The organism is Micromonospora sp. WMMD964, assembly GCF_029581455.1.
Taxonomy (GTDB): domain Bacteria; phylum Actinomycetota; class Actinomycetes; order Mycobacteriales; family Micromonosporaceae; genus Micromonospora.
In genome coordinates this window covers 1,383,286-1,406,318 of record NZ_CP120860.1, presented here as the reverse complement: position 1 = coordinate 1,406,318, position 23,033 = coordinate 1,383,286, and the positions used below count along the sequence as shown (strand labels likewise).

Sequence of the window (23,033 nt, the reverse complement as noted above, 5' to 3'; positions counted from 1 at the left end):
CGAAGGTCAGCCGACCGCTCGCGCCCACGCCGAAGGTCAGCCGACCGCTCGCGTCCGCGCGGCTCAGGCGGGCCAGGTGCCGCTGGTCAGGAAGCGGTCGATGGTGGCCAGGTGCGGCGTCAGGTCGAGGCCCTGGGCGGCCACCCAGTCGTCGGAGTAGTAGGTGTCCGCGTACCGGTCGCCCGGATCGCAGATCAGGGTGACGACCGAACCGGTCCGGCCCTCGGCGAGCATCGCGGCGATCAGGCCGAACGCGCCCCACAGGTTGGTGCCGGTGGAGCCGCCCACCCGGCGGCCGAGCACCGCCGAGCCGGCGCGCATGGCGGCCAGTGACGCCGCGTCCGGCACCTGGACCATCCGGTCCACCACCGAGGGCAGGAACGATGCCTCCACGGTGGGACGGCCGATCCCTTCGATCCGGGAGCCCTTCCCGGTACGCACCGACCAGTCGGCGGCCAGCCACGCCGGGTAGAACGCCGAGTTCTCCGGGTCGACCACGCAGAGCTTGGTGGCGAGTCGGCGGTACCGGGCGTACCGGCCGATCGTCGCGCTGGTGCCCCCGGTGCCGGCGCCCACCACGACCCAGGTGGGGATCGGGTGCCGTTCCAGTTCGAGCTGGGCGTAGATCGACTCGGCGATGTTGTTGTTGCCCCGCCAGTCGGTCGCCCGCTCGGCGTAGGTGAACTGGTCCATGAAGTGCCCACCGGAGTCCTCGGCCAGCCACCGGGCCTCGACCACCACGCTGGCGGGGTCGTCCACCAGGTGACACCGGCCGCCCTGGAACTCGATCTGCGCGATCTTCTCGGGCGAGGTGGAGGCGGGCATCACCGCGATGAAGGGCAGACCGAGCATGCGGGCGAAGTACGCCTCGGAGACCGCCGTGGAGCCCGACGACGCCTCGACGATCGTGGTGCGTGGCCCGATCCAGCCGTTGCAGAGGCCGTAGAGGAACAGGGAGCGGGCCAGCCGGTGCTTCAGTGAGCCGGTGGGGTGCGAGGACTCGTCCTTGAGGTAGAGGTCGATCCCCCACGCCCGGGGCAGCGGGAACGGGAGCAGGTGGGTGTCGGCCGAACGGTTCGCGTCCGCCTCGACGGCGGCGATCGCCTCCGTCACCCAGGTTCGGCTGGCCTCGTCGCACCGGTCGAGATGAGTCACGCCGGAAACCTAGCAAGCAGGTCAGGTGCCGGTCAGGGCCGGTCCGGCCGGGTGCTCCGGCGGTGTTGACGACGTTGACCGGCGCGGCCGGCGGCCTGGACGAGCGGGGTCAGCGCGACGGCCAGCCGGGGCAGTGCGTCCAGCAGTCGCACCTGCGCTCCCCGCCACCGGGGCAGGCTGACCACCGGGCGTGGCCGGTGGGCCAACCGGACCGCTCGGGCGGCCACCTGCTGAGCGGTCAACATCGACCCGGTGAACGAGGCCACCGCGCCCGGGTCGTCCAGCCGGTCGTGCAGCATCGGGGTCCAGATGCCGTCCGGGCAGAGGCAGGAGACGTGCACCCGCCGGTATCCCGCGATCCGCAGGTCGGACAGGGTGCCCAGGCTGAATGCCAGTAGGGCGTGCTTGCTGGCCGCGTACACCGTCTCGCCGGGCGCGGCGATCAGCCCGGCCAGCGAGACGACGTTCAGCACGTGGCCGTGGCCCTGACCGCGCATCACGGCCAGCGCGGCGAGGGTGCCGTTCATGGCGCCGAGGGCGTTGACGTCGAACATCCGGCGGCGGGTCGGCCCGTCGTGCTCCCAGGACGGCCCGGTGGTCAGGACACCGGCGTTGTTGACCCAGAGGGCGAGGTCACCTCGGTCTGCCGCGGTCGCGGCGACGGCGGCGCAGGCGTCCTCGTCCCGAACGTCCAGGGCTGCCGACCAACCGCCGAGGGGTGCTGCGGCGGCGGCCACCGCCTCCGGGTCGAGGTCGGTGAGCAACACCGTCCAGCCGTCGGCGTGCAGCGCGGTCGCGATGGCGCGGCCGAGACCGCCGGCAGCGCCGGTCACCACTGCCACGCGAGGTCCCGGCGGGGTCATCGGCGCACGCTACCGCCGGCCGACCGGGCGACACCAGGGTACGCGGCGGTCAGGCCGCAGGCGGGCCGACCGGCTGCGGGCGGTTCTCCCACTTGGTGGAGAGGGCGATGGCGGTACGGGTGGAGGCCACCCCGGGTGTCCGGTTCAACCGCACGATCAACTGCTCCAACTCGGCGATCGTGCCGACCCGGGCCTTGAGCAGGAACGACTCGACGCCGGCCATGAAGTAGCAGGACTCGATCTCGGGCAGTACCCGCAGCGACTCGAGCATGTCGTCGGTGTCGGCGCCGGAGTCCTCGACGATGCCGATCAACGCGGTGACACCCAGCCCGATCGACTCCGGGGCGACGTCCGCCCGGTAGCCCCGGACCACGCCGCTGCTCTCCAACTTGCCGACCCGTTCGTGCACGGCCGGAGCCGAGAGGCCCACCTGTCGGGCCAGCTCGGCGTACGAGAGGCGGGCGTTGCCGCGCAGCAGGTCGACGAGATTCAGGTCGATGGCGTCCACAGAGAGTGACCCTAGCCGCTGAGGCATAACGTGCGGGCTTCGGCATCCGTTGGACTGAGTGGTGAGTCACTGTTGACAAACCGCCGGTCAAGGCGGAGGTCGCACAAGTACCATTACTAACTCCTCACTCAGTGCATTTTTCGCGTTTGGGCGGACAGGTCATGTCCGCGGTGCTGTAATTGCCATACGTCCCTCATGACGGCTCTGGGCTACGCACCAGCCGGGGGCAGTGTGTTCAGCCGGGGGCTTCGTCGACGCGAGGAGGGGGCTGTGGACACTGGAGATCGCCTGCTGACACCGGGTGAGGTCGCCGCGCTGTTTCGGGTAGACCCGAAAACTGTGACGAGATGGGCGGCGGCCGGCCGGATAGGAAGCATCCGGACTCCAGGCGGGCATCGCCGGTTTCGGGAATCCGAGGTGCGGGCCCTGCTTGAGGGGGAGGGCATGCTGGACGAGGTGGACGAGGTCGGAAAGCCACGCAATGTGGGGCCGGCCGCATCCACGGGGCCGGGTCCGGCCAACGCCGGCATGTACTGAACTGGTGCGGACATCGCTACGCGGACCGGACTTCGGCCCGGTCCGCGTCCCGCCTCGGCCGACCGCCGGGCGGTCTCGCGGCGCGGGGCGGATGCTTGCCGACCGGTCGGCTCAGCTCCGGGCCGTGCCGAGCTGGCCGGACCACCGCCGGAACAGGGTGTGGGGGACGCCGAGCGCGTCGAGTACCTTGCCGGCCACGAAATCGACCAACTGCTGGGCGCTGGCGGCCGCGCCGGCTCCGTAGAAACCGGGGCTGGCGGGCAACACGACAGCACCTGCGTCGTGCAGTGCGATCAGGTGCTCCAGGTGACTGCGGGTCACCGGTGTCTCCCGGGGGACGACCACCACCGGACGGCGTTCCTTGAGGTTGACCTCGGCGGCGCGCTGTAGGAGGTCCTTGGAGAGCCCGATCGCGATGCCGGCACAGGCTGCCGTGCTGGCCGGCACCACTGCCATGCCGCGTACCCGGTAGGAGCCACTGCTCGGCCCGGCGGCCAGGTCACCGGCCGCCCAGTGCCGCACGTCCGCCCCGGTCAGGTCCCGGTCGAGCCAGGCGGCGAGATCCTCGGCCCAGTGCCCGTCGCGGAACGGTCGGCCGGTCTCGTCGAGCACGGTGAGTCGTGCCGCGCGGGAGACGATCAGGTCGACCGGCTCGCCCGCGTCGAGCAGCCCGCCGATGACGGCCGCCGCGTACGGCGTGCCGGACGCTCCGGAGACCCCGACCACCCATGGTTCCCGCATGCCCCCAGCCTGCCTGGTCCGGCTGGGTCGGTGGGGAGCACCCCCGGGATCTCCGGATCGGCATGGCCGACGGGCTACGTGGGCATTCCGTCGACCTGACATGCTGCTGGTGGGGATTCGCATCGGAACCATCTCGCACAGGAGGCATCGGTGACGACCGGCGAGACCCTTCGGGTGTTGCGCACCGAGTGTCCGATCCCGTCCCGGCTCTCACCGTACGCCGACGACGTGCAGGAGTGGCTCCTCGGCCTGCTGCCCGACCTCGACCTCGCCCTGGACGACGCGGCGGTGCACCGGCTGGCCCGGGGAGGGTTCGCCAGGTACGCCGGAAGGCTCTACCCGGACGCCACCGAGGCCGATCTCCAGGTGTTGACGGCGCTGTTCACCTGGTTCTTCCTGGTCGACGACGCCAGCGACGGGTCGGGTCGGCTGACCTCGGAGCAGATCCGGGCCCTGCGCGACGACACACTGACGCTGCTGCGCGAAGGCCCCCGGCTGCGTCGGGCCGGGCTCACCGGCCCGCTGCGGCGGCTACTGGCGTTGGCCTGGGAGGAGCCGCGCCGCCGGATGCCGGCCCGGTGGCGGTCACGTTTCACCGACGCGGTGGGCCGGCACCTCGACGGCACCTGGCAGGAGGCGGTCAACAAGGAGGCCGGCCACCGGCCCGGCGTCGACGAGTACGTGGAGCTGCGGCGGGCGACCTCGGCGGCGGAGGTGTCGTACGCGCTCGTCGAGTTCGCGGGCGGGCGTCCGTTGCCCGATCCGGTCCACCAGCACCCACTGCTGCGTCAGATCGCCCAGGTCGGCAACGACCTGCTCTCCTGGTACAACGACCTGGCCTCGCTGGAGAGGGACCGGGCTACCGCGGGCGGGCACAACCTCGTCCTGGCCATCGAGGCCGAACTGGCGGTGCCGTCGGCGCACGCGGTCACCCTGGCCGTCGAGCGCTGGCGGGAGTCGATGCGACGCTTCCTCGCGCTGCGGTCGGCGGTGCCGTCGTTCGGCCCGACGGTGGACCGGGCGGTCACCGACCACCTCGACGTGATCGCGTACGCCGTCCGCGGCACCATCGACTGGACCCTGGAGAGCGCCCGCTACCCCACTGGAGACGACGAGCCGGTGGTCACCCGGTCAGGGGCGTAGGTCGAGTCGGATCACCAGGTCGAGCAGCGCGAAGACGAACAACGCGATGCCGACGAACCCGTTGGCCGTGAAGAACGCCCGGTTGACCTTGCTCAGGTCGGTCGGGGTGACCACCAGGTGCTGGTACGCGAACGCGACGGCCGTCAACGCCAGCCCGATCCACCAGAGCCAGCCGAGCCCGATCAACGCGCCGAACCAGACGAACAGCGCGAAGGTCACCACGTGCGCGATCGTGGAGGCGTGCAGCGCGAAGCGCCGGCCGTACCGGGCGGGCACGCTGTGCACGCCGATCTCCTGGTCGATCTCGGAGTCCTGGCAGGCGTAGATCAGATCGAAGCCACCGATCCACAGCCCGACCGCCGCGCCGAGCACCCAGGCCGGCCCGGAGCCGTCCAGGGTGCCGGTGACCGCGAGCCACGCGCCGACCGGCCCGACCGCCTGGGCGACCGCCAGGATGGCGTGCGGCCAGTTGGTGAACCGCTTGCCGTACGGGTAGACGACCAGCGGCACCACAGCGAGCGGCGCGAGCACCAGGCAGAGCGGGTTGAGCAGGGCGGCGGCGGCGAGGAAGACCACCAGCGCGACGGCCGCGCCGGTCCAGGCCGTCCGCACGCTCACCGCACCGGTGACCAGTTCCCGCCCGGCGGTACGCGGATTCCGCGCGTCGATCCGGCGGTCGAGGATCCGGTTGGCGGCCATCGCGAACGTCCGTGCCCCGACCATCGCCACGGTGATCAGCAGTAGGTCCAGCCACCGCACCCGCCCGCCGTCGACCTGCATGGCGCTCAGCGCCGACAGGTACGCGAAGGGCAGCGCGAACACCGAATGCTCGATCGCGACGAGCTTGAGGAAGGACTTGACCCGGCCCGGCTTCTCGGCGGGAGCGTCGAGGACGACCATCAGATCCCGTACTCCTTCCAGCGCTTGTCGACCAGGGCCGTGACTTCCGGACTCATGCTCATCTCCTCCGGCCAACCCCGGGTGTAACCCTCGGTCGGGAGCTTGCGGGTCGCGTCGACGCCTGCCTTGCCGCCCCAGAACTGCTGGTACGACGAGTGGTCGAGGTGGTCCACGGGGCCCTCGGTGAGCAGCAGGTCGCGGGCGTAGTCGACGTTGCCGAAGGCGCGGAAGGCGACCTCGTTGTAGTCGTGCACGTCGCAGTCCTCGTCGACGATCACGATGAGCTTGGTCAACGACATCAGGTGCGCGCCCCAGATCGCGTTCATCACCTTCTGCGCGTGCTTCGGGTACCGCTTGCGGATCGACACGATCGCGCAGTTGTGGAAGACCCCGGCGGCCGGCAGGTCGTAGTCGACGATGTCCGGGATCATCAGCTTCAGCAGCGGCTGGAAGATCCGCTCGGTGGCCTTGCCGAGGCCGTGGTCCTCCTGCGGCGGCTTGGAGGTGACGATCGAGTGGTAGACCGGCTTGCGCTGCATCGTCATCGCCTCGACGTGCAGCACGGGGAACGGCTCGACCGGCGTGTAGAAGCCGGTGTGGTCGCCGAACGGCCCCTCGGGCAGCCGCTCACCGGGCTCCAGGTAGCCCTCCAACACGATCTGCGCGTGTGCCGGGACCTGCAACGGCACGGTGAGGCAGTCGACCATCTCCACCCGCTCGCCGCGCAGGAACCCCGCGAACAGGTACTCGTCGATGTCGCCGGGCAGCGGGGCGCTGGCCGCGTACGAGACGACCGGGTCGCAGCCGATCGCGATGGCGACCGGCAGGCGCTGCCCGAGTCGTTCGGCGACCGCGTGGTGGGCGGTCGAGTCCTTGTGGATCTGCCAGTGCATGCCCAGGGTGTTGCGGCCGTGCTGCTGGAGGCGGTACAGGCCGAGGTTGCGCTTGCCGGTCTCCGGGTGCTTGGTGTGGGTCAACCCGTAGTTGTGGAAGATCCCGCCGTCGCCGGGCCACACCTGCAACCCCGGCAGCCGGTTCAGGTCGACGTCCTCACCGCGGTAGACGACCTCCTGGCAGGGCGCGGTCTTCACCTTGCGCGGTGGCACCGACTTGAGCTGCATGACCTTGCCGAGGCCCTCCCGGATGCCCGACCAGCCGACCGGCAGCTCCGGCTTGATCAACGCGCCGATCCGGGCACCGATCTCGTCCAACGAGTCGACTCCGAGGGCCATCGCCATGCGCTTCTCGGTGCCGAACAGGTTGATCGCCACCGGCATCTCGCCCCGGGTCGGACGCTCGAAGAGCAGCGCCGGACCACCGGCCCGGACCGTGCGGTTGACCACCTCGCTGATCTCCAGGGTGGGGTCGACCGGGACGTCGACCCGGCGCAACTCCCCCGCGCGCTCCAGCGCCGCGAGAAAGTCCTTGAGATCGGTGTACGGGAAGCCACGAGCCGCCATACCCGCCAGTCTCCCGCACCGGGTGCGGTACGACCCAAGCCGGGTGCTGTGACACCGGCGACGGCTCCATACTTCCGGTCCGCCACCCTTCGGCTTGATCCACTCGGGTTCACGGAAGGTGCGGTGTCCTACGGCTGGGACACCGCCGTTTTCCCGAAACGCGAGTGGATCAAGCCGAGGGGGCGGTCAACGGTGTGCCGGCTGGTGCGGCGGGTCAGGCCGCGGGCGTCCAGGCGTGGGCGGCCAGCGGTGGGTCCAGCGGCGCCCGGGTGAGGCGGTTGGCGAAGGTGGACATCGTGTACGCGCCGACGCCGAGCACCACGTCCAGCGCGTGCCGGGGTAGGTAGCCGGCGGCGAGGAAGTCGTCCAGCTCGTCGTCGGGCACCGCGCCCCGGTGGTCGAGCACGGCCAGCGTGAACCGGCGTAGCGCCTCCAGCCGCGGATCGGGCAACGACGATCCGGCGCGAAGTGCGGTGATCAGCTCGGGACTCACGCCGAGTCGGGTGAGCTTGCCGGTGTGCAGGGCGACGCAGTAATGGCACTCGTGGGTGGTGGAGACGACCAGGACGACCACCTCCCGTTCCAGGTCAGACAGATCGGTCTGCTCGAAGCCGGCACTGGCGGCGATGAAGCCGGCGAGCAACTGCGGCGAATCGGCCATCAGCGCCACCGGGGTGGGCAGCCAGCCGAACCGGGTCTGCGCACCCTCGATGGCCCGACGGGCGGTGACGGGTGCGGTTTCGGCGGTGTGTTCGGTGAAGACGGACACGGTTCACCTGCTTTCGCATATTCAGCCGGGATGGCCGGATGGCCGCGCTCGCGGGGTTGCGAGCGTGCGGGACCGGGTGCGCGGAGTCGAGAGCGCGGATTGAGCGGGGGATCGGGAGCGCGGGCGAGCGAGGGGTCAGGGGCGTTGCGAGCGCGGGTTTGCGAGCGCGGGTTTGCGAGCGCGGGTTTGCGAGCGCGGGGTTTGCGAGCGCGGGGTCGGAGCTGCGCGAACGGGAACGCGCAGGGTTGGGCAGCGCGGGACTGGGGTTACCAGGGACGGCACGGCAGCCCGTACGATAGTCAACGTGGTTGACGAAATAGTAAACGTGGTTGTCGAACATGGCAAGCGCTGATCCGGCCCGGCCCGGCTTCCAGTTGCCGCTCCTGCTGCTGGCCGGGTTTCGGACGCTCATCGACGATTTGCACGCCGAACTGGCTCGGCAGGGGCATCCGGAACTACGGCCGCTGCACGGCTTCGTGCTCCAGGCCGTCGGAATGGGCGGCACCACAGCCACCGAGTTGGGTCAGCGCCTCGGCATCTCGAAGCAGGCCGCCGGCAAGACCGTCGACCGGCTGGTCGAGGTCGGCTACCTGGAACGCGTCGATGACCCCCGGGACGCCCGCCGCCGGTTGGTCCGGGTCACGCCGCGCGGCGCCGACGGACTTCGCCGGTCGGCGGAGGTCTTCGACGAGCTACGTCGACGGTGGACAGATCGCCTCGGCGAGGAACGGGTCGACGCCATTGAGGACGACCTGCGCACCATGGCCTCGACTAACTGGTTCCGTCTGGACATGCCGGGCTGGTTCGGCGGCTGAGCAACAAGCGCGATCGACGCCCAGGCGTGACCGACACCAGGGCACGACCGACGCCTGGGCATGATCGACGCCTGGGCGTGACCGACGCCTGGGCATGATCGACACCTGGGCATGATCGACACCAGATCGCCGATGTGGTGCCATGCGCAAGGCCGGAAGCCGCCACATCGCCGACCTGGAGTGGATCACCCTGCCGGATACCGCCACATCGCCGAGCCGGCGTGGACCAGGGTGGGCTGGGTTGGTGCCGGGCGCGCTTTCCGGCGGGCGGGGTCCAATGCGGGTGGGTGGGTGGTGGTTTGCGCAGGCGTGGTCCAGCGCGGGTCGGTGAGGTGGTGACTTCCGGCGCGACAGCCCGCGGAGAGCCCACCCGGCACCAACCCCAGCCCGCCCCGCACCCGCCCAGCCCGCCGGGCACCGAACCAACCCACCCCTTCCGCATCAGCCCACCCCGCCGGGCACCGAACCAGACCCAGCCCGCCCCGCACCAACCCACCCCATCCCGCATCAGCCCACCCCGCCGGGCACCGAACCAGACCCAGCCCGCCCCACACCAACCCACCCCGCCGGGCACCGAACCAACCCACCCCCTCCCGCATCAGCCCACCCCGCCGGGCACCGAACCAACCCAGCCCGCCCCGCGCCAACCCACCCCGCCGGGCACCGAACCAAACCCAGCCGGCACGGAGCCGAAGTCGGTCAAGGTCTCCGGGCACATCTCACCCGTCGTGGCGTGACGGTGGGGCTGGGGCGCAGGCTGGGGCGATGTCGGATGCGTACGTCGTCGGCGACCCGGACGGGTTGTCGCCATTGCTGATCGCGGTACGCGACGCGGTCGCTCGGGAGCTGCACGCACAGGTGGCGCTACGTGGTGAGCGAATCGAGCTGGCCGATGTTCCGGAGGTGTCCTACCAGGTCACGGTCCAGGTCGAACGGACCCTGCGAGCCTGGCAGCCTAGGTGACAGTCGCCCGGCCAGACCCCCGTGTGGGGCCATCCGCCGCACGATCGGCCCATCCAAGACTGTCATAGGTGATCTCTAGGATCAGGGGTGCCGATCGGGCCGGGGACGTCGATCCCGGCTTCTTCCGATCGGCTCATCCCTCACCAAGGAGATCGATGAGATCTGTGCACGTTACGCGTGGCAGGCTCCTGCGCGGCCTCACCGCGTTGGTCGTGGGCACCGCGACGGTCGGCGTGGCGGCTGGTCCGGCCATGGCTCAGGACGACCCGGGCTGGGTCAGCGCCTGGCTGGACGACCTCACGGTCGGCGGTCCGGGCGCTCCCGGCCGCACTGTTCCGCTGACCCTGACCAGCACCGGCGCCACCCAGCCCCGGGTGACCGTCGACCTGACCGGCCTGACCGGCGTGGCCACCGCCACCTTCCCCGATTACTGCGCCACCGAGGGCGCCTCGGTCACCTGCCCGATGCCGCCGACGGCCGTCGACGATTTCGGCACGCTCACCGGTACCGTGCCGGTGGTGTTCCGGGCCGCGCCCGGTGCGACCGACGGCGCGACCGGCACCCTCGCCTACACGGCGCTCGGCGAGCAGATCGAGCCGTCCACCCAGCAGGCGGCGATCACCGTGCGGTCCGGGCCTGATCTGCTCGACCTCGTCCAGGAGTCCGTCTCCGGCGTCGCGGTCGGTGACAGCCTGCCCGTGCCGGTGGCCGTGATGAACGCGGGTGACCAGCCGGTCGTGGACCTCCGGCTCACCATGAGCTTCCCGGTGGGTCTGATTCCGGCCAGCTACCGCAACTGCCGCTACGGCACCAACACGTCGCTCGCCACGGTGGTGGTCTGCACCGTGCGGGGCACGTTCGCCCCCGGCCAGCGGCACGAGCTGCGGCAGAAGCTCACCACCACGGTCGGCCCGGCCACCCTGGGCAGCAAGCGGATCACCCAGTTCGTGGAGCCGCTGGCCGGTGCCGGGCCGCTTCCGAGCGGGGTGAAGCTCACCCGCCGCGAGGCCGAGCAGGGGCTGCGGCTGCGGCCGGTGGGCGACCCGCTCGACGTGATCCCGGCCGGGGTGACCGGCGCCGCAGGCCAGACCTACCTGCGCTCGGTGCAGGGGGCCTTCGACGTCGTCGCCCGGGGCGCGACAGTGACCGGGGCCGTCGGTGACACCGTGCGGGTCACCGTGGGCCTGCGCAACGAGGGCCCTGGTGTCCCGGACGCCACGCTTTCCGGCGGCGGCGTCGGCAGCTTCCTCTTCGTGCCCCCGGTCGGCACCACGGTGGTCGGCAACCCGTCGAGCTGCTGGCTCAACGGGGACGAGGAGTCTGCCGGAGACGCCCCGACGACCTATTACTGCAACGGCCCGGGGGGCGTGTTCCCAGCCGGTCTGACCCACACCGCGGCGTTCGAGCTGCGGATCGACAGCCTCTCCGGGACGCCGGGCGAGGTCCGGCCGTTCGAGCGCTACCCGCGGGTGGACGACAACCCGGGCAACGACGTCGCCCCGGTGACGGTGGGCTGATCCGGCACGCCACAACGACGCGGGCCGGTCACTGACGGAATCCGTGACCGGCCCGCACGCCGTTTTCCAGGTCAGTCCAGCCCACCGTACGAGTGCAGGCCGGTGAAGAAGATGTTCACGCCGAACAGGTTCATCAGCATGGTGAGGAAGCCGAGCACCGCGAGCCAGGTCGCCACGTTGCGTCGCACGCTGGGCGTGGCCCGGGCGTGCAGGTAACCGGCGTACACGACCCAGGAGATGAACGCCCAGGTCTCCTTCGGGTCCCAGCCCCACGGCCGACCCCACGCCGCCTCGGCCCAGATGGCACCGGCGATCACCGCGAAGGTGAAGATCGGGAACGCGAAGGCGTGCAGCGCGAAGGTCAGCCGCTCCAGGCCGGCCGCGCCGGGCAACCGCTTGGCAAGGGTGTACGGGAAGCTCCGCTTGCCCTTCTCGTACCCGTTGCGCATCAGGAAGCCGACCGCCGGCACCGCACCGAGCAGGAAGATGCCGGACGCGAACACGATCGTCGAGACGTGGATGATGAACCAGTACGAGTTCAGTGCCGGCACCAGCGGCACGATCGGCACGTACAGGACCAGCTCGGCGGTGGCCACCAGCAGCACCATCACCAGGGTGAGGAACAGCCCGAGCTTGCGCAGCGACGGTCGCTTCCAGAGCACCACCAGCCAGGCGGCGACCCCGATGAACGTCACGGTGAGCACGAACTCGTACATGTTGCCCCACGGCATCCGGTCCGCCGCGAGGCCGCGGGTGACCAGCGCCGCCAGGTGCAGCACGGCGGCGACTGCGGTGGCGCCCACCCCGAGCAGACCGGCGAGGCGGGCACGCCGGGCGGAACGGTCGGCCCCGGGCGACGGCGGGACGGGCGCGGGCGGCTCAGCGACCACACCACCGCCGGCACCCACCAGCTCGCGGATCGGAGCCGCCGCCGCGACCCGGGTACGGGCGTTGCCCAACGCGTACTCGACGGCGTGGCCGATCATCGCGACCAGGTACGCCAGGATCGCGAAAGTGACCAGATTGTCGGAGAGTGCGGACATCACTCGGCTCCTTCTCGCACACCTGCCCGGTCGCCGGAGTCAGCGCCGTCGTCGGCCCGTCGGTCACCGCTGACGGCGGCCACGAGCTGGGCGAACTCCTCGGCGAACCCTGGATAGTCGGTGCGCGGCAACCCACCGGCCTCCACCAAACTACTACCGCCCGTCGGAGATCCTTCGCCGGGGTTGGCCGGTATGACCCGGAAGAACACCCGGCGACGCCGCCCGAACAGCGAACCCATCAGCCCGACCAGCAGGACGCCACAGCTGATCAGCAGCGGCGTCGCACCGGGGTCGTGTCGGACGGAGAGGGTGACGTACCGCTCGGTGCCCAAAAACTCGACGGTGGTGCCGTCCGCCAACGTCCAGGTCTCGCCCTTCTTGAGGAGCTTGGTGCCGACCTCCTTGACCTTGCCGGCACGCACCTGACGCTGGTCGAGCTGGTAGACCGAGCCGGGGATGCCGGCGTCCATGCCGAGGTTGCCCTGGTAGGCGACCAGGTTCAGCACCGGGTTGCGCTCGGTCGGATACTGCGAGCGGACGAACGGCCCCTGCTCGGGTGCCGTGGGCAGGTAGATGCCGGTGAAGGCCATCTGCCCGTCCGGGCTGCGCCGGCCGGTAGCCGGGTCGACGTTCGCGTCCGGGAACGCGGCCAGGCCCTCACTGGTCAGGCCCATGTCGCCGGTGGTCAGGAACGGCTCGTCGCTGACCTGGCTGTTGCCGAACCGGTCGGTGTAGCGGATCACCGGGGCATAGCCGTGGCCGAGCAGGTAGACGTTCGCGTCGGCGAGACGCAGCGGCGAGTTCACCGAGAAGTCGGCGCTGCGGGTCGGCTCGTCCGGGCCGTCGACGGTGACCGTCGCGTTGAAGAACTCCGGCTGACCGGACGGCAGGAACCGGGCCTCGAAGTCGTCCAGCCGCAGGCAGAAGCGGGGAAGGTCGGCGCTGTCCACCCGGGGGCCGAGCTTCGCCTCGGCGTACTGCTGGCGGGTGTTGCAGAAGGCGTTGTCCGCGCCCGCCACCAGCAGTCGGTTACCGCTCCAGCCGTACCACGAGCCGAGCGCGACGCCGATCAGCACCGCGATGAGCGAGGTGTGGAACAGCAGGTTGCCGGTCTCCTTGAGGTAGCCCTTCTCGGCGGAGACCTCGTCGCCGCGCACCTCCACCCGCCAGCGGCGCTTGCGCAGCACGTCGGCGATGGCCGCCACGCCACCGGGCGGGGCGGGCAGCACGGTGTGCTGCGGCAGCCGACTCATCCGCTTCGGCGCGGCCGGCGGCCGGGACCGCAACGCCCGGATGTGGTCACGCAGTCGGGGCGTGATGCAGCCGATCAGGGAGGTGAACAGCAGCAGGTAGATCGCGGAGAACCAGACCGACCCGAAGACCTCGAACGCGCCGATCCGGTCCAGTCGGGGGGCCCAGTCCGGGTGGTCGACGAAGTACTCGTTGACCTTCTCCGGGCTGATCCCGCGCTGCGGCAGCACCGAGCCGGGGATGGCGGCGACAGCGAGCAGGAAGAGCAGGATCAGGGCGGTACGCATGCTGGTCAACTGCCGCCACGAGTTACGCAGCAGCGCCAGCAACCGGTTCGGCCGGCGGCGTGGTGCCGGTGCCACGGTCTCCGGCCGGTCGTCGACGACCGTCATCAGATGCTCACCTCGCCCACCCCGACGGTGGTCTGCAACCAGATCACGAAGCTCTGCCATCCGCCGGTGACCAGCGCCAGGCCGATCAGGATGAGCAGGGCGCCGCCGACCCGGGTGACCCAGCGGCTGTTGCGCCGGACGGCGCGGAAGACCCCGAGCAGGCGTTCGAAGCCCAGCCCGAAGACCACGAACGGTATCCCCAACCCGAGGCAGTACGCCACGGCGAGCACCACGGCGCGGTCGCTCTGGCCGGAGGCGGTCGCCATCCCCATCACCGCGCCGAGCGTCGGGCCGGTGCAGGGCACCCAACTGAGTGCGAAGACCGCCCCGAAGACGGGTGCCCCGAGCAGCCCGGCCGAGGGCAGCCGGGAGATCCGGAACTCCCGTTGCAGGGCGGGGATCATCCCGAGGTAACCGAACCCGAGCACGACGATCAGCACGCCGACGGCGATTTCGAGCTGCCGCTCGTACTCGAAGAAGACCCGGCCGATGCCGGCGAACAGGATGGCGGTGGCGACGAAGACGACGGTGAAGCCGGCGATGAAGAGCAGCGTGCCGGCGAGCACCCGGCCCTTGACGGCGACCGTGGCGGCCCGCTCCCGGACCGCGACGCCGCCGCCGTCGGGGGCCGGGTCCGCGGGAGCCCGGCGGCCTTCGAGGTCCGCCCCGGCGAGGCCGGTGACGTACGACAGGTAGCCCGGGACGAGCGGGAGCACGCACGGGGAGAGGAAGCTGACCAGACCGGCGAGCGCCGCCGCGCCGATGGCGAGCAGCAACGGCCCGTTCAGGGCCAGGTTCCGGAAGGTCTCGCCCATCAGTTCGACGCCGGCTTCTCGGCCGCGATCCGCTCGACGATCGGTTGCAGGCCCTCCTGCTTGACGGCGGCCCGGATCACCGACGCGATCCGCCCCTCCCGGTCGAGCACCACCGTCGCGGGGACGGTGTTCGGCGGGATGTCGAGGTCGAGTGCCAGCCGGCTGGCCGGGTCGAACAGGCTCGGATAGGTGACCCGCCCCTGCTCGAACGCCTTGGCCTTGTCCCGCGAATCCTGCACGTTGATGCCGAGGAAGGTCACCCCGGAGCCCTTGGTGGCCTGGTAGACGGCTTCCAGGTCGTCCGCCTCCGCCCGACACGGCGCGCACCAGGAGCCCCAGAAGTTGACCACGACGACCTGGCCGCGCGCCTGGCTGACGTCATAGGTGCCGCCGAGCAGCAGCTCCCCGGCGAGCTTCGGAGGGGCCGAGCGCTGGTCCGGTGCGCACTCGAAGATCCCGTCGGTGGTGGTCGTGCAGGTCTTCTCCTGCCCCTTGGACGACGTGCAGCCGACCAACGCCACCGCGGCGACTCCCGCGAGCAGGCCGGCGGTCCACCTCCGGGCGTTCATCAGGCCCCCTTGGCCGTCCGGGCGGTCGCGGAGAGGGCGATCAGGTGCGCGGCCGGCTCGCTGTAGCCGATGCCCACCACCTTCGCGCCGTCGAAGTGGAACGAGGTGAGGCTGGCCAGCCCGCACTGACGCTTGCGCGGGTCGTGCCAGAGCCGCTTGCGCTCGACGTAGCGGCGCAGGGTCCAGATCGGCAGCTGGTGCGACACCAGCACCGCCTCGCGCCCCTCGGCGGCGACCCGGGCGGCCTGCACGGCGGCGAACATCCGCTCGGCGATCACCCGGTACGCCTCGCCCCAGGACGGGGTCACCGGGTCGCGCAGCACCCACCAGTTGCGCGGGTCACGGAACGACCCGTCGCCCGGGGACACCTTCTTGCCCTCGAACCAGTTCGCGCTCTCGATCAGCCGCTCGTCCACCCCGACCGGCAACCCGAACTGGGCGGCGATCGGCTCGGCGGTCTGCTGGGCGCGTTCCAGCGGGCTGGCCACCACGTGCACGATCTCCCGCTCGGCCAGGCCCTGCGCGGCGGCCTTGGCCATCTGCACACCCAGCTCGGAGAGGCGGAAACCGGGCAGCCGACCGTAGAGGATCTGATCCGGGTTGTGCACCTCGCCGTGCCGCAGCACGTGGACCACCGTCTTGCTCACCGTTGACTACCCCCCGTGACCAGCCGCCGCTGCGGCGTTCGCCGCCGTCGGCAGCGCGTCGGCGATGTGCTCCAGAGCGGCGTCGTCCAGCGCCGCCGACACGAACCACGACTCGAACGCGCTCGGCGGCAGGTAGACGCCGGCGGCGAGCATCGCGTGGAAGAACGCCTTGAACGCCGGCACCTGCTGGGTGCGGGCGCTGTCGTAGTCGACCACGTCGGCGTCGGTGAAGAAGATCGAGAACATGCTGCCCGCGTACGACAGACGGTGCGGGACCCCGGCGGCGGCCAGCGCGTCGGAGGCCAGCTTTCCCACGACGGCGGCCGTGTCGTCGAGCTTGCGGTAGAGCGCGTCGTCGGCGAGCCGCAGCGTCGCCAGCCCGGCGGCGCAGGCCAGCGGGTTACCGGAGAGCGTGCCGGCCTGGTAGACCGGGCCGGCCGGCGCGAGTCGCGCCATGATGTCCGCCCGCCCGCCGAAGGCCGCGGCGGGCAGGCCACCACCCATGACCTTGCCGTACGTCCACAGGTCCGCGTCGGAGGCGTCGAGGCCGTGCCACCCGGCGCGGGACACCCGGAACCCGGTCATCACCTCGTCCACGACGAGCAGGCCACCGTGGGCGTGGGCGATCCGGGCGAGCTGCTGGTTGAAGCCGTCGCGAGGAGCGACCACCCCCATGTTGCCGGCGGCCGCCTCGGTGATCACCGCCGCGATGTGCGGGCCCTCGGCGGCGAACGCCTCCTCGACGGCCCGGATGTCGTTGTACGGCAGCACGATCGTCTCGCCGGCCGCCGCGCCGGTCACGCCCGGCGAGTCGGGCAGACCCAGGGTGGCCACGCCGGACCCGGCGGCGGCGAGCAGCGCGTCGACGTGCCCGTGGTAGCAACCGGCGAACTTGACGATCTTCGAGCGGCCGGTGTAGCCGCGGGCCAGCCGGATCGCCGACATGGTGGCCTCGGTGCCCGAGTTGACCAGGCGGACCTGCTCCATCGGGGTCCGGTCGACCAGCTCCGCGGCCAGCTCCACCTCACCCGGGGTGGGAGTGCCGAAGCTGGTGCCCCGGGCGGCGGCGGCCTGCACGGCGTCCACCACCTCCGGGTGGGCGTGCCCGAGGATCAGCGGCCCCCAGGAGCAGACCAGGTCGACGTAGCGGCGGCCGTCGGCGTCGTACAGCCACGGGCCCTCGCCACGGACCATGAAGCGTGGGGCACCACCGACCGCCTGGAAGGCACGCACGGGGGAGTTGACCCCGCCCGGCACGATGGCGCGGGCGCGGTCGAACAGGGCCTCGGAGGCCGGCGCTTCGGCCGGGTAGCGGCCGGATCCGGCGGGAAAGATGTCGGTCACGATGCCGCCATTGTGTCAGCGGCGAGCGGCTCACCAGCAGCCACCCCGCGAGGGGGTTACCCGGCTCACCCACAGCCGGTGCCCGTCGGCGGCGCCGACACCGGGCGTTCCGCCTGGGCGGCGATGGCTCACAGCTGGCGCGGCGACCTCTCGCGGCCTGGGCGGCGAGGGCATGCGGCCTGGACAGCCACGGCCCCGGCCTCGGCGGCGAGGGCTCCCGGCCTGCCCGCCGACGGCTCACGGCCTCGACAGGCCGGACCGGTCGGATCGCGCTAGGCTGACCGGGTGGATCGTGCCGAACTGTCCATCACGCTACACCGGACGGGCGACGAAGCTGTGCTTCGCCTGGCCGGTGAGATCGACATGCTCACGGCGGCCCAGCTCTCCACCGTCGTCAACGAGGTGCTGGCCGACCCGCCGCCGCGGATCGTGCTCGACCTCGGCGGTGTCACCTTCTGCGACTCGCAGGGCCTGGGCACCCTCGTCGTGCTCAGCCGCAAGGCCAGCCACGCCCAGAGCCTGCTGATGCTGACCCACGTGGGTGACTTCCTCATCCGGGTCCTGGACATCACCGGGCTCCGCAGCGCCCTGATGATCCGCAACGACCAGCCCACCGGCTGACCCACCCGCCGCGTCAGGCGGTGTTGCCCCAGCGGGCCTGCTCCAACATCTCCACCGCGCGCTCCCGGGCCTCGGCGTCGTCGGAGCGCAGCAGGGTCGTCGCCTCGTCGACCGCATCGGTGAGCCTCCGCCACTGCGTGTCACGCTCTCGGACGAGGTCCGACTGGGCGGCCAACTGCCGGGTCTTCACCCACAGCTCGACGAAGACCGACACCTTGGCCCGGAGCACCCACGGGTCGAACGGCTTGGTCAGGTAGTCCACCGCGCCCACCTGGTAACCCCGCAGGGCGAGCTGGGCGTCCCGGTCGGCAGCGGTCAGGAAGATGATCGGCACGTGCCTGGTCCGCTCGCGGCGCTTGATGTGACTCGCCGTCTCGAAGCCGTCCATGTCCGGCATCTGCGCGTCGAGCAGGATCACCGCGAAATCGTCCACCAGGAGTTGCTTGAGCGCCGCCTCGCCACTCTCCACCGCGACGGACTGCACCGGCAGGCCCTGGAGGATGGCCTCCAGGGCCGTCAGATTCTGCCGCCGGTCGTCCACGAGCAGCGCCTTGGCCATCTGGGTCACGAAGTCTCCTCGGTGCGGCTGCCGTTGATCCAGGACGACATCAACTCGATCAGATCGTCCAGGTCGACCGGCTTGGTGATGTAGTCGCTGCCCCCGGCAGCGAGCGCCGACTCACGATCACCAGGCATGGCCTTGGCGGTCAGGAAGACCACCGGCAGGTCGGCGAAGCGGTGGTTGCGGCGGATCTGGCGGGTGGTCTCGTAACCGTCCTGGTCGGGCATCATGGCGTCCATCAGCACGATGTCCACCTCCGGATGCTCGGCCAGCAGGCGGACACCGTCCGCCCCGTTGTCCGAGTACAGCACGGTCATCCCGTGCAGTTCCAACGCGCTGGTCAAGGCGAAGACGTTCCGGACGTCGTCGTCCACGATCAGAACGGTGGCGCCGTCCAGTTGACGGGTGGCCGGTGCCTCCGGCCGCTCCGGCAGCAGCTCCAGCGGCGGCATGAGCAGCGACGACGGCAGGCCGGCGCGCTGCGGAGACGGCGGCTGGGGCGCGACCACCGCGTCCGGAGCCAGCACCTGCGGCACGAACAGGGTGAACGTCGAACCCTGACCGGGCGCCGACGACACGGTGATGGTGCCGCCGATCAGCCGGGCCAGGTCGCGGCTGATCGACAGACCCAGACCGGTGCCGCCGTAGCGGCGACTGGTCGTGCCGTCCGCCTGCTGGAACGCCTCGAAGATGATCGACAACTTGTCGTCGGAGATCCCGATCCCGGTGTCGATCACGGTGAACGCGATCACCTGTTGGGCGTTGGTCAGCGCCGGCACGTCGAACACCGCGTTCTCCGCCGCCGGAGCGATCCGCAGCGTCACCGCGCCGTTGTCGGTGAACTTCACCGCGTTGGAGAGCAGGTTGCGCAGGATCTGCTGCAACCGCTGCGCGTCCGTCACCAGCGCCGGCGGCAGATCCTTGCTCACCCGTACCTGGAAGTCCAGGTTCTTCTCCTCGGCCTGCGGCGCGAACGCCTGCTCGACGAAGCCGCGCAGCTCGGTGAAGCGGATCTCGGTCGGCTCGACGTCCATCCGACCCGCCTCGATCTTGGACAGGTCGAGGATGTCGTCGATCAGGCGCAGCAGGTCGGAGCCGGACCCGTGGATGGTCCGGGCGAACTCGATCTGCTTCGGGCTGAGGTTCTGCTCCGAGTTCTCCGCGAGCAGACGGGCCAGCAGCAGCAACGAGTTCAGCGGCGTACGCAGCTCGTGGCTCATGTTGGCCAGGAACTCCGACTTGTACGCCGAGGCCCGGGTCAACTGCTGCGCCTTCTCCTCCAGGCCCAGTCGCGCCAGCTCGATCTCCCGGTTCTTCGTCTCGATGTTGCCCTTCTGCTCGGACAGCAGAGTGGCCTTCTCCTCCAGCTCGGCGTTGGTGCGCTGCAACTCCGCCGACTGCTCCTGCATCTCGTGCGCCAGGCGCTGCGACTGGGCCAGCAACTCCTCCGTACGCCGGTTGGCCTGGATGGTGTTGACGGCGATGCCGATGGTGAGCACCAACCGCTCCAGGAACGCGAGGTGCAGCTCGGAGAACGCCGACACGCTGGCGAACTCGATCACCCCGAGCAGCTCGCCCTCGAACAGCACGGGGAGCACCACCAGGTCGGACGGAGGTGTCTCGGCCAGACCGGAACGCAGGGTGAGCCGGCTGTTCGGGGAGGCGCTGACCCGGATCGTGCGGCGGGACAACGCGGTCTGCCCGACCAGCCCCTCACCCGGCCCGAAGGTGACGTCGGTGCCCCGCGCCACGTACCCGTAGGAGGAGGTCAGCCGCAGCCGCATGCTGCCGTCGGTGTCGTCGGCCAGGAAGAAGGCGCCGAGCTGGGCGTCGACCAGCGGCGTCACCTCCGTCATGATCATGCGGCAGACCTCGCCGAGGTCGCGCTGGCCCTGCAACAGGCCACCGATCCGGGCCAGGTTGGAGTCCAGCCAGCCCTGCTCGGCGTTCTTCTTGGTCGTCTCCCGGAGGGTGACGATCATCTGGTTGATGTTGTCCTTCAGCTCGGCGACCTCGCCCTGCGCCTTGACCGCGATCCGCTGGGTCAGGTCACCCCTGGTCACCGAGGTGGACACCTGGGCGATGGCCCGCAGCTGCGTGGTCAACGTCGAGGCGAGCTGGTTGACGTTCTCGGTGAGGTCCCGCCAGGTGCCGGAAACGCCCTTCACCTGCGCCTGACCGCCCAGCTTGCCCTCGATGCCGACCTCGCGGGCCACCCGGGTCACCTCGTCGGCGAACGACGACAACTGATCCACCATCGTGTTGACGGTCGACTTCAGCTCCAGGATCTCGCCCTGCGCGTCCACCGTGATCTTCTGGCTCAGGTCGCCCTTCGCCACCGCCGTGGTCACCGAGGCGATGTTGCGGACCTGACTCGTCAGGTTCGACGCCATCGAGTTCACGTTGTCGGTCAGGTCCCGCCAGGTGCCGGAAACGCCCTTCACCTGCGCCTGGCCACCCAGCTTGCCCTCGGTGCCCACCTCGCGGGCCACCCGGGTCACCTCGTCGGCGAACGACGACAACTGATCCACCATCGTGTTGACGGTCGACTTCAGCTCCAGGATCTCGCCCCGCGCGTCCACCGTGATCTTCTGCGACAGGTCACCCTTGGCGACCGCGGTGGAGACCTGGGCGATGTTGCGGACCTGGGCGGTCAGGTTCGACGCCATCGAGTTCACGTTGTCGGTCAGGTCCCGCCACGTGCCGGCGACACCGCGCACCTGGGCCTGACCACCCAGCTTGCCCTCGGTGCCCACCTCGCGGGCCACCCGGGTCACCTCGTCGGCGAACGACGACAACTGATCCACCATCGTGTTGACGGTCGACTTCAGCTCCAGGATCTCGCCCCGCGCGTCCACCGTGATCTTCTGCGACAGGTCACCCTTCGCCACCGCCGTGGTCACCGACGCGATGTTGCGGACCTGACTGGTCAGGTTCGACGCCATCGAGTTCACGTTGTCGGTGAGGTCGCGCCACGTACCGCTGACGCCCTTGACCTGCGCCTGCCCGCCCAGGTTGCCCTCGGTGCCCACCTCACGGGCCACCCGGGTCACCTCGTCGGCGAACGACGACAACTGGTCCACCATCGTGTTGACGGTGTTCTTCAACTCCAGGATCTCGCCCTGGGCATCCACCGTGATCTTCTGCGACAGGTCACCCTTCGCCACCGCCGTGGAGACCTGGGAGATGTTGCGGACCTGGCTGGTCAGGTTGCCGGCGAGCTGGTTGACGTTCTCGGTGAGGTCCCGCCAGGTGCCGGACACGCCCCGCACCTGAGCCTGACCGCCCAGCTTGCCCTCGATGCCCACCTCACGCGCGACCCGGGTCACCTCGTCGGCGAACGACGACAACTGATCCACCATCGTGTTGACGGTGTCCTTCAGCTCCAGGATCTCGCCCTGCGCCGCCACGGTGATCTTCTGCGACAGGTCACCGCGCGCCACCGCCGTCGAGACCTGCGCGATGTTGCGGACCTGGGCGGTCAGGTTCGACGCCATCGAGTTGACGCTGTCGGTCAGGTCCTTCCAGGTGCCCGCCACGTTCGGCACCTCGGCCTGACCACCGAGCTTGCCCTCGGTGCCCACCTCGCGGGCCACCCGGGTCACCTGCTCGGCGAAGAGCCGCAGCGTGTCGGTGAGGTAGTTCATCGTGGCGGCCAGCTCGGCCACCTCGCCCCGCGCGCCGACAGTGATCTTCTGCGACAGGTCGCCCTTGGCCACCGCCGTCGCCACCTGCGAGATCGACCGCACCTGGCCGGTCAGGTTCGACGCCATGGTGTTCACCGAGTCGGTGAGGTCCTTCCAGGTGCCGGCGACACCCCGCACGTCCGCCTGACCGCCCAGCTTGCCCTCGGTGCCCACCTCACGGGCCACCCGGGTCACCTCGTTGGAGAACGAGGACAACTGGTCGACCATCGTGTTCACGGTGCGCCCGATGCGCAGGTACTCACCGCGCAGCGGCCGACCGTCGATCTCCAACGCCATGTGCTGCGACAGGTCGCCGTCGGCCACCGCCACGATGACCCGGGCGATCTCGGTGGTCGGTCGGCCCAGGTCGTCGATCAGCGAGTTGATCGCCCGCTGCCCCTCCGCCCAGGATCCGTCCAGCCCTTCGTCGTCGAGCCGCTCGGTGAGCCGGCCGTCGCGACCGACGATGCGGCTGATCCGCCGCAGGTCCAGGTACTGCCGCTCCTGGAGCGAGACGACCTCGTTGAAGGCGTCCGCCACCTCACCGGCCGCGCCGGCACGGCGGGGAAGCCGGACCTTCAGGTCGCCGCGACCGATCCGTCGCAGTGCCTCGGTCAACTCACCGAGGAGCGCCTCGTGGTCGGGCGCGGACGGATCCGCCACCGACTGCTTCGCCGTGGTCATCATTCCTCGCTCAACTCGGGGGCACCGGTCCGTGCGGACACACCGGCA

At 70.6% G+C, this 23,033-nt stretch carries 21 protein-coding genes; 6 read left to right on the top strand and 15 right to left on the bottom strand.

Annotated features, from left to right (window positions below; all coding sequences use genetic code 11):
• Window positions 1-63: 63 nt before the first annotated feature.
• Genes O7616_RS06625 through O7616_RS06615 form a run of 3 tightly spaced genes read right to left on the bottom strand, consistent with a single transcriptional unit; the run spans window position 64 to window position 2,526 of the window.
• Window positions 64-1,155, bottom strand: a complete 1,092-nt coding sequence (locus tag O7616_RS06625; RefSeq protein ID WP_282306044.1) for a PLP-dependent cysteine synthase family protein — start codon at window positions 1,153-1,155, stop codon at window positions 64-66.
• Between the two features lie 32 nt (window positions 1,156-1,187).
• Window positions 1,188-2,018 carry an SDR family NAD(P)-dependent oxidoreductase gene (locus tag O7616_RS06620; protein ID WP_282306043.1) on the bottom strand — a complete coding sequence of 277 codons (831 nt, stop codon included), beginning with the start codon at window positions 2,016-2,018 and terminating at the stop codon, window positions 1,188-1,190.
• Between the two features lie 49 nt (window positions 2,019-2,067).
• Window positions 2,068-2,526: an Lrp/AsnC family transcriptional regulator gene (locus tag O7616_RS06615; protein ID WP_196920624.1), complete on the bottom strand. Its 459-nt coding sequence runs from the start codon at window positions 2,524-2,526 to the stop codon at window positions 2,068-2,070.
• A 270-nt stretch (window positions 2,527-2,796) separates the two neighbouring features.
• On the opposite strand from O7616_RS06615, the gene O7616_RS06610 reads away from it, so the two are divergent.
• On the top strand, window positions 2,797-3,063 hold the full coding sequence (locus O7616_RS06610; protein ID WP_007454516.1) for a BldC family transcriptional regulator: 267 nt from the start codon (window positions 2,797-2,799) through the stop codon (window positions 3,061-3,063).
• A gap of 111 nt (window positions 3,064-3,174) precedes the next feature.
• On the opposite strand, the gene O7616_RS06605 is transcribed toward O7616_RS06610, so the two are convergent.
• On the bottom strand, window positions 3,175-3,804 hold the full coding sequence (locus tag O7616_RS06605) for a UbiX family flavin prenyltransferase (protein ID WP_282306042.1): 630 nt from the start codon (window positions 3,802-3,804) through the stop codon (window positions 3,175-3,177).
• 150 nt (window positions 3,805-3,954) lie between these two features.
• Between O7616_RS06605 and O7616_RS06600 the strand changes: the two genes are divergently transcribed.
• Window positions 3,955-4,947, top strand: a complete 993-nt coding sequence (locus tag O7616_RS06600) for a terpene synthase (protein ID WP_282306041.1) — start codon at window positions 3,955-3,957, stop codon at window positions 4,945-4,947.
• Here O7616_RS06600 and mqnP read toward each other — a convergent pair.
• From mqnP to O7616_RS06585, 3 genes are all read right to left on the bottom strand, one after another.
• A complete protein-coding gene (mqnP, locus tag O7616_RS06595) occupies window positions 4,936-5,847 on the bottom strand; it encodes a menaquinone biosynthesis prenyltransferase MqnP (protein WP_282306040.1) in 912 nt (303 codons plus the stop codon). The two genes, O7616_RS06600 and mqnP, sit on opposite strands and share 12 nt — an antisense overlap.
• The gene (locus O7616_RS06590; RefSeq protein ID WP_282306039.1) at window positions 5,847-7,307 is read right to left on the bottom strand and encodes a menaquinone biosynthesis decarboxylase; all 1,461 of its coding nucleotides are present in this window, start codon (window positions 7,305-7,307) and stop codon (window positions 5,847-5,849) included. The genes mqnP and O7616_RS06590 overlap by 1 nt, the downstream gene beginning before the upstream one ends.
• A gap of 214 nt (window positions 7,308-7,521) precedes the next feature.
• Window positions 7,522-8,076: a carboxymuconolactone decarboxylase family protein gene (locus O7616_RS06585; protein WP_282306038.1), complete on the bottom strand. Its 555-nt coding sequence runs from the start codon at window positions 8,074-8,076 to the stop codon at window positions 7,522-7,524.
• A 338-nt stretch (window positions 8,077-8,414) separates the two neighbouring features.
• Here O7616_RS06585 and O7616_RS06580 point away from each other — a divergent pair, with 338 nt between their 5' ends.
• The 3 genes from O7616_RS06580 to O7616_RS06570 all read left to right on the top strand — a co-directional run bounded on the left by O7616_RS06580 (window position 8,415) and on the right by O7616_RS06570 (window position 11,371).
• Window positions 8,415-8,891 (top strand): MarR family winged helix-turn-helix transcriptional regulator, encoded by a 477-nt coding sequence (locus tag O7616_RS06580; protein WP_282306037.1) that lies wholly within the window; start codon window positions 8,415-8,417, stop codon window positions 8,889-8,891.
• Window positions 8,892-9,656: 765 nt separating this feature from the next.
• On the top strand, window positions 9,657-9,854 hold the full coding sequence (locus tag O7616_RS06575) for a hypothetical protein (protein WP_282306035.1): 198 nt from the start codon (window positions 9,657-9,659) through the stop codon (window positions 9,852-9,854).
• Between the two features lie 155 nt (window positions 9,855-10,009).
• Window positions 10,010-11,371 (top strand): hypothetical protein, encoded by a 1,362-nt coding sequence (locus O7616_RS06570; protein WP_282306034.1) that lies wholly within the window; start codon window positions 10,010-10,012, stop codon window positions 11,369-11,371.
• A gap of 71 nt (window positions 11,372-11,442) precedes the next feature.
• Here O7616_RS06570 and ccsB read toward each other — a convergent pair whose 3' ends face one another.
• Genes ccsB through hemL form a run of 6 tightly spaced genes read right to left on the bottom strand, consistent with a single transcriptional unit; the run spans window position 11,443 to window position 17,432 of the window.
• On the bottom strand, window positions 11,443-12,414 hold the full coding sequence (ccsB, locus tag O7616_RS06565) for a c-type cytochrome biogenesis protein CcsB (protein WP_282306033.1): 972 nt from the start codon (window positions 12,412-12,414) through the stop codon (window positions 11,443-11,445).
• On the bottom strand, window positions 12,414-14,057 hold the full coding sequence (locus O7616_RS06560) for a cytochrome c biogenesis protein ResB (protein ID WP_282306032.1): 1,644 nt from the start codon (window positions 14,055-14,057) through the stop codon (window positions 12,414-12,416). Before O7616_RS06560 ends, ccsB begins: the two co-directional genes overlap by 1 nt.
• Window positions 14,057-14,872, bottom strand: coding sequence for a cytochrome c biogenesis protein CcdA (locus O7616_RS06555; protein WP_282306031.1), 816 nt, complete (start codon window positions 14,870-14,872; stop codon window positions 14,057-14,059). The genes O7616_RS06560 and O7616_RS06555 overlap by 1 nt, the downstream gene beginning before the upstream one ends.
• Window positions 14,872-15,441 carry a TlpA disulfide reductase family protein gene (locus tag O7616_RS06550; RefSeq protein WP_282306030.1) on the bottom strand — a complete coding sequence of 190 codons (570 nt, stop codon included), beginning with the start codon at window positions 15,439-15,441 and terminating at the stop codon, window positions 14,872-14,874. The genes O7616_RS06555 and O7616_RS06550 overlap by 1 nt, the downstream gene beginning before the upstream one ends.
• A complete protein-coding gene (locus tag O7616_RS06545) occupies window positions 15,441-16,088 on the bottom strand; it encodes a histidine phosphatase family protein (RefSeq protein WP_282306028.1) in 648 nt (215 codons plus the stop codon). The genes O7616_RS06550 and O7616_RS06545 overlap by 1 nt, the downstream gene beginning before the upstream one ends.
• A 6-nt stretch (window positions 16,089-16,094) precedes the next feature.
• Window positions 16,095-17,432, bottom strand: a complete 1,338-nt coding sequence (gene hemL, locus O7616_RS06540) for a glutamate-1-semialdehyde 2,1-aminomutase (RefSeq protein ID WP_282306027.1) — start codon at window positions 17,430-17,432, stop codon at window positions 16,095-16,097.
• 285 nt (window positions 17,433-17,717) lie between these two features.
• Here hemL and O7616_RS06535 point away from each other — a divergent pair, with 285 nt between their 5' ends.
• Complete coding sequence (locus O7616_RS06535) at window positions 17,718-18,053, top strand: STAS domain-containing protein (protein ID WP_007454492.1); 336 nt, start codon at window positions 17,718-17,720, stop codon at window positions 18,051-18,053.
• Between the two features lie 13 nt (window positions 18,054-18,066).
• Here O7616_RS06535 and O7616_RS06530 read toward each other — a convergent pair whose 3' ends face one another.
• Both O7616_RS06530 and O7616_RS06525 read right to left on the bottom strand, forming a co-directional pair.
• Complete coding sequence (locus tag O7616_RS06530; RefSeq protein ID WP_282306026.1) at window positions 18,067-18,621, bottom strand: response regulator; 555 nt, start codon at window positions 18,619-18,621, stop codon at window positions 18,067-18,069.
• Complete coding sequence (locus O7616_RS06525; protein WP_088991270.1) at window positions 18,618-22,985, bottom strand: HAMP domain-containing protein; 4,368 nt, start codon at window positions 22,983-22,985, stop codon at window positions 18,618-18,620. Before O7616_RS06525 ends, O7616_RS06530 begins: the two co-directional genes overlap by 4 nt.
• Window positions 22,986-23,033: the final 48 nt, after the last annotated feature.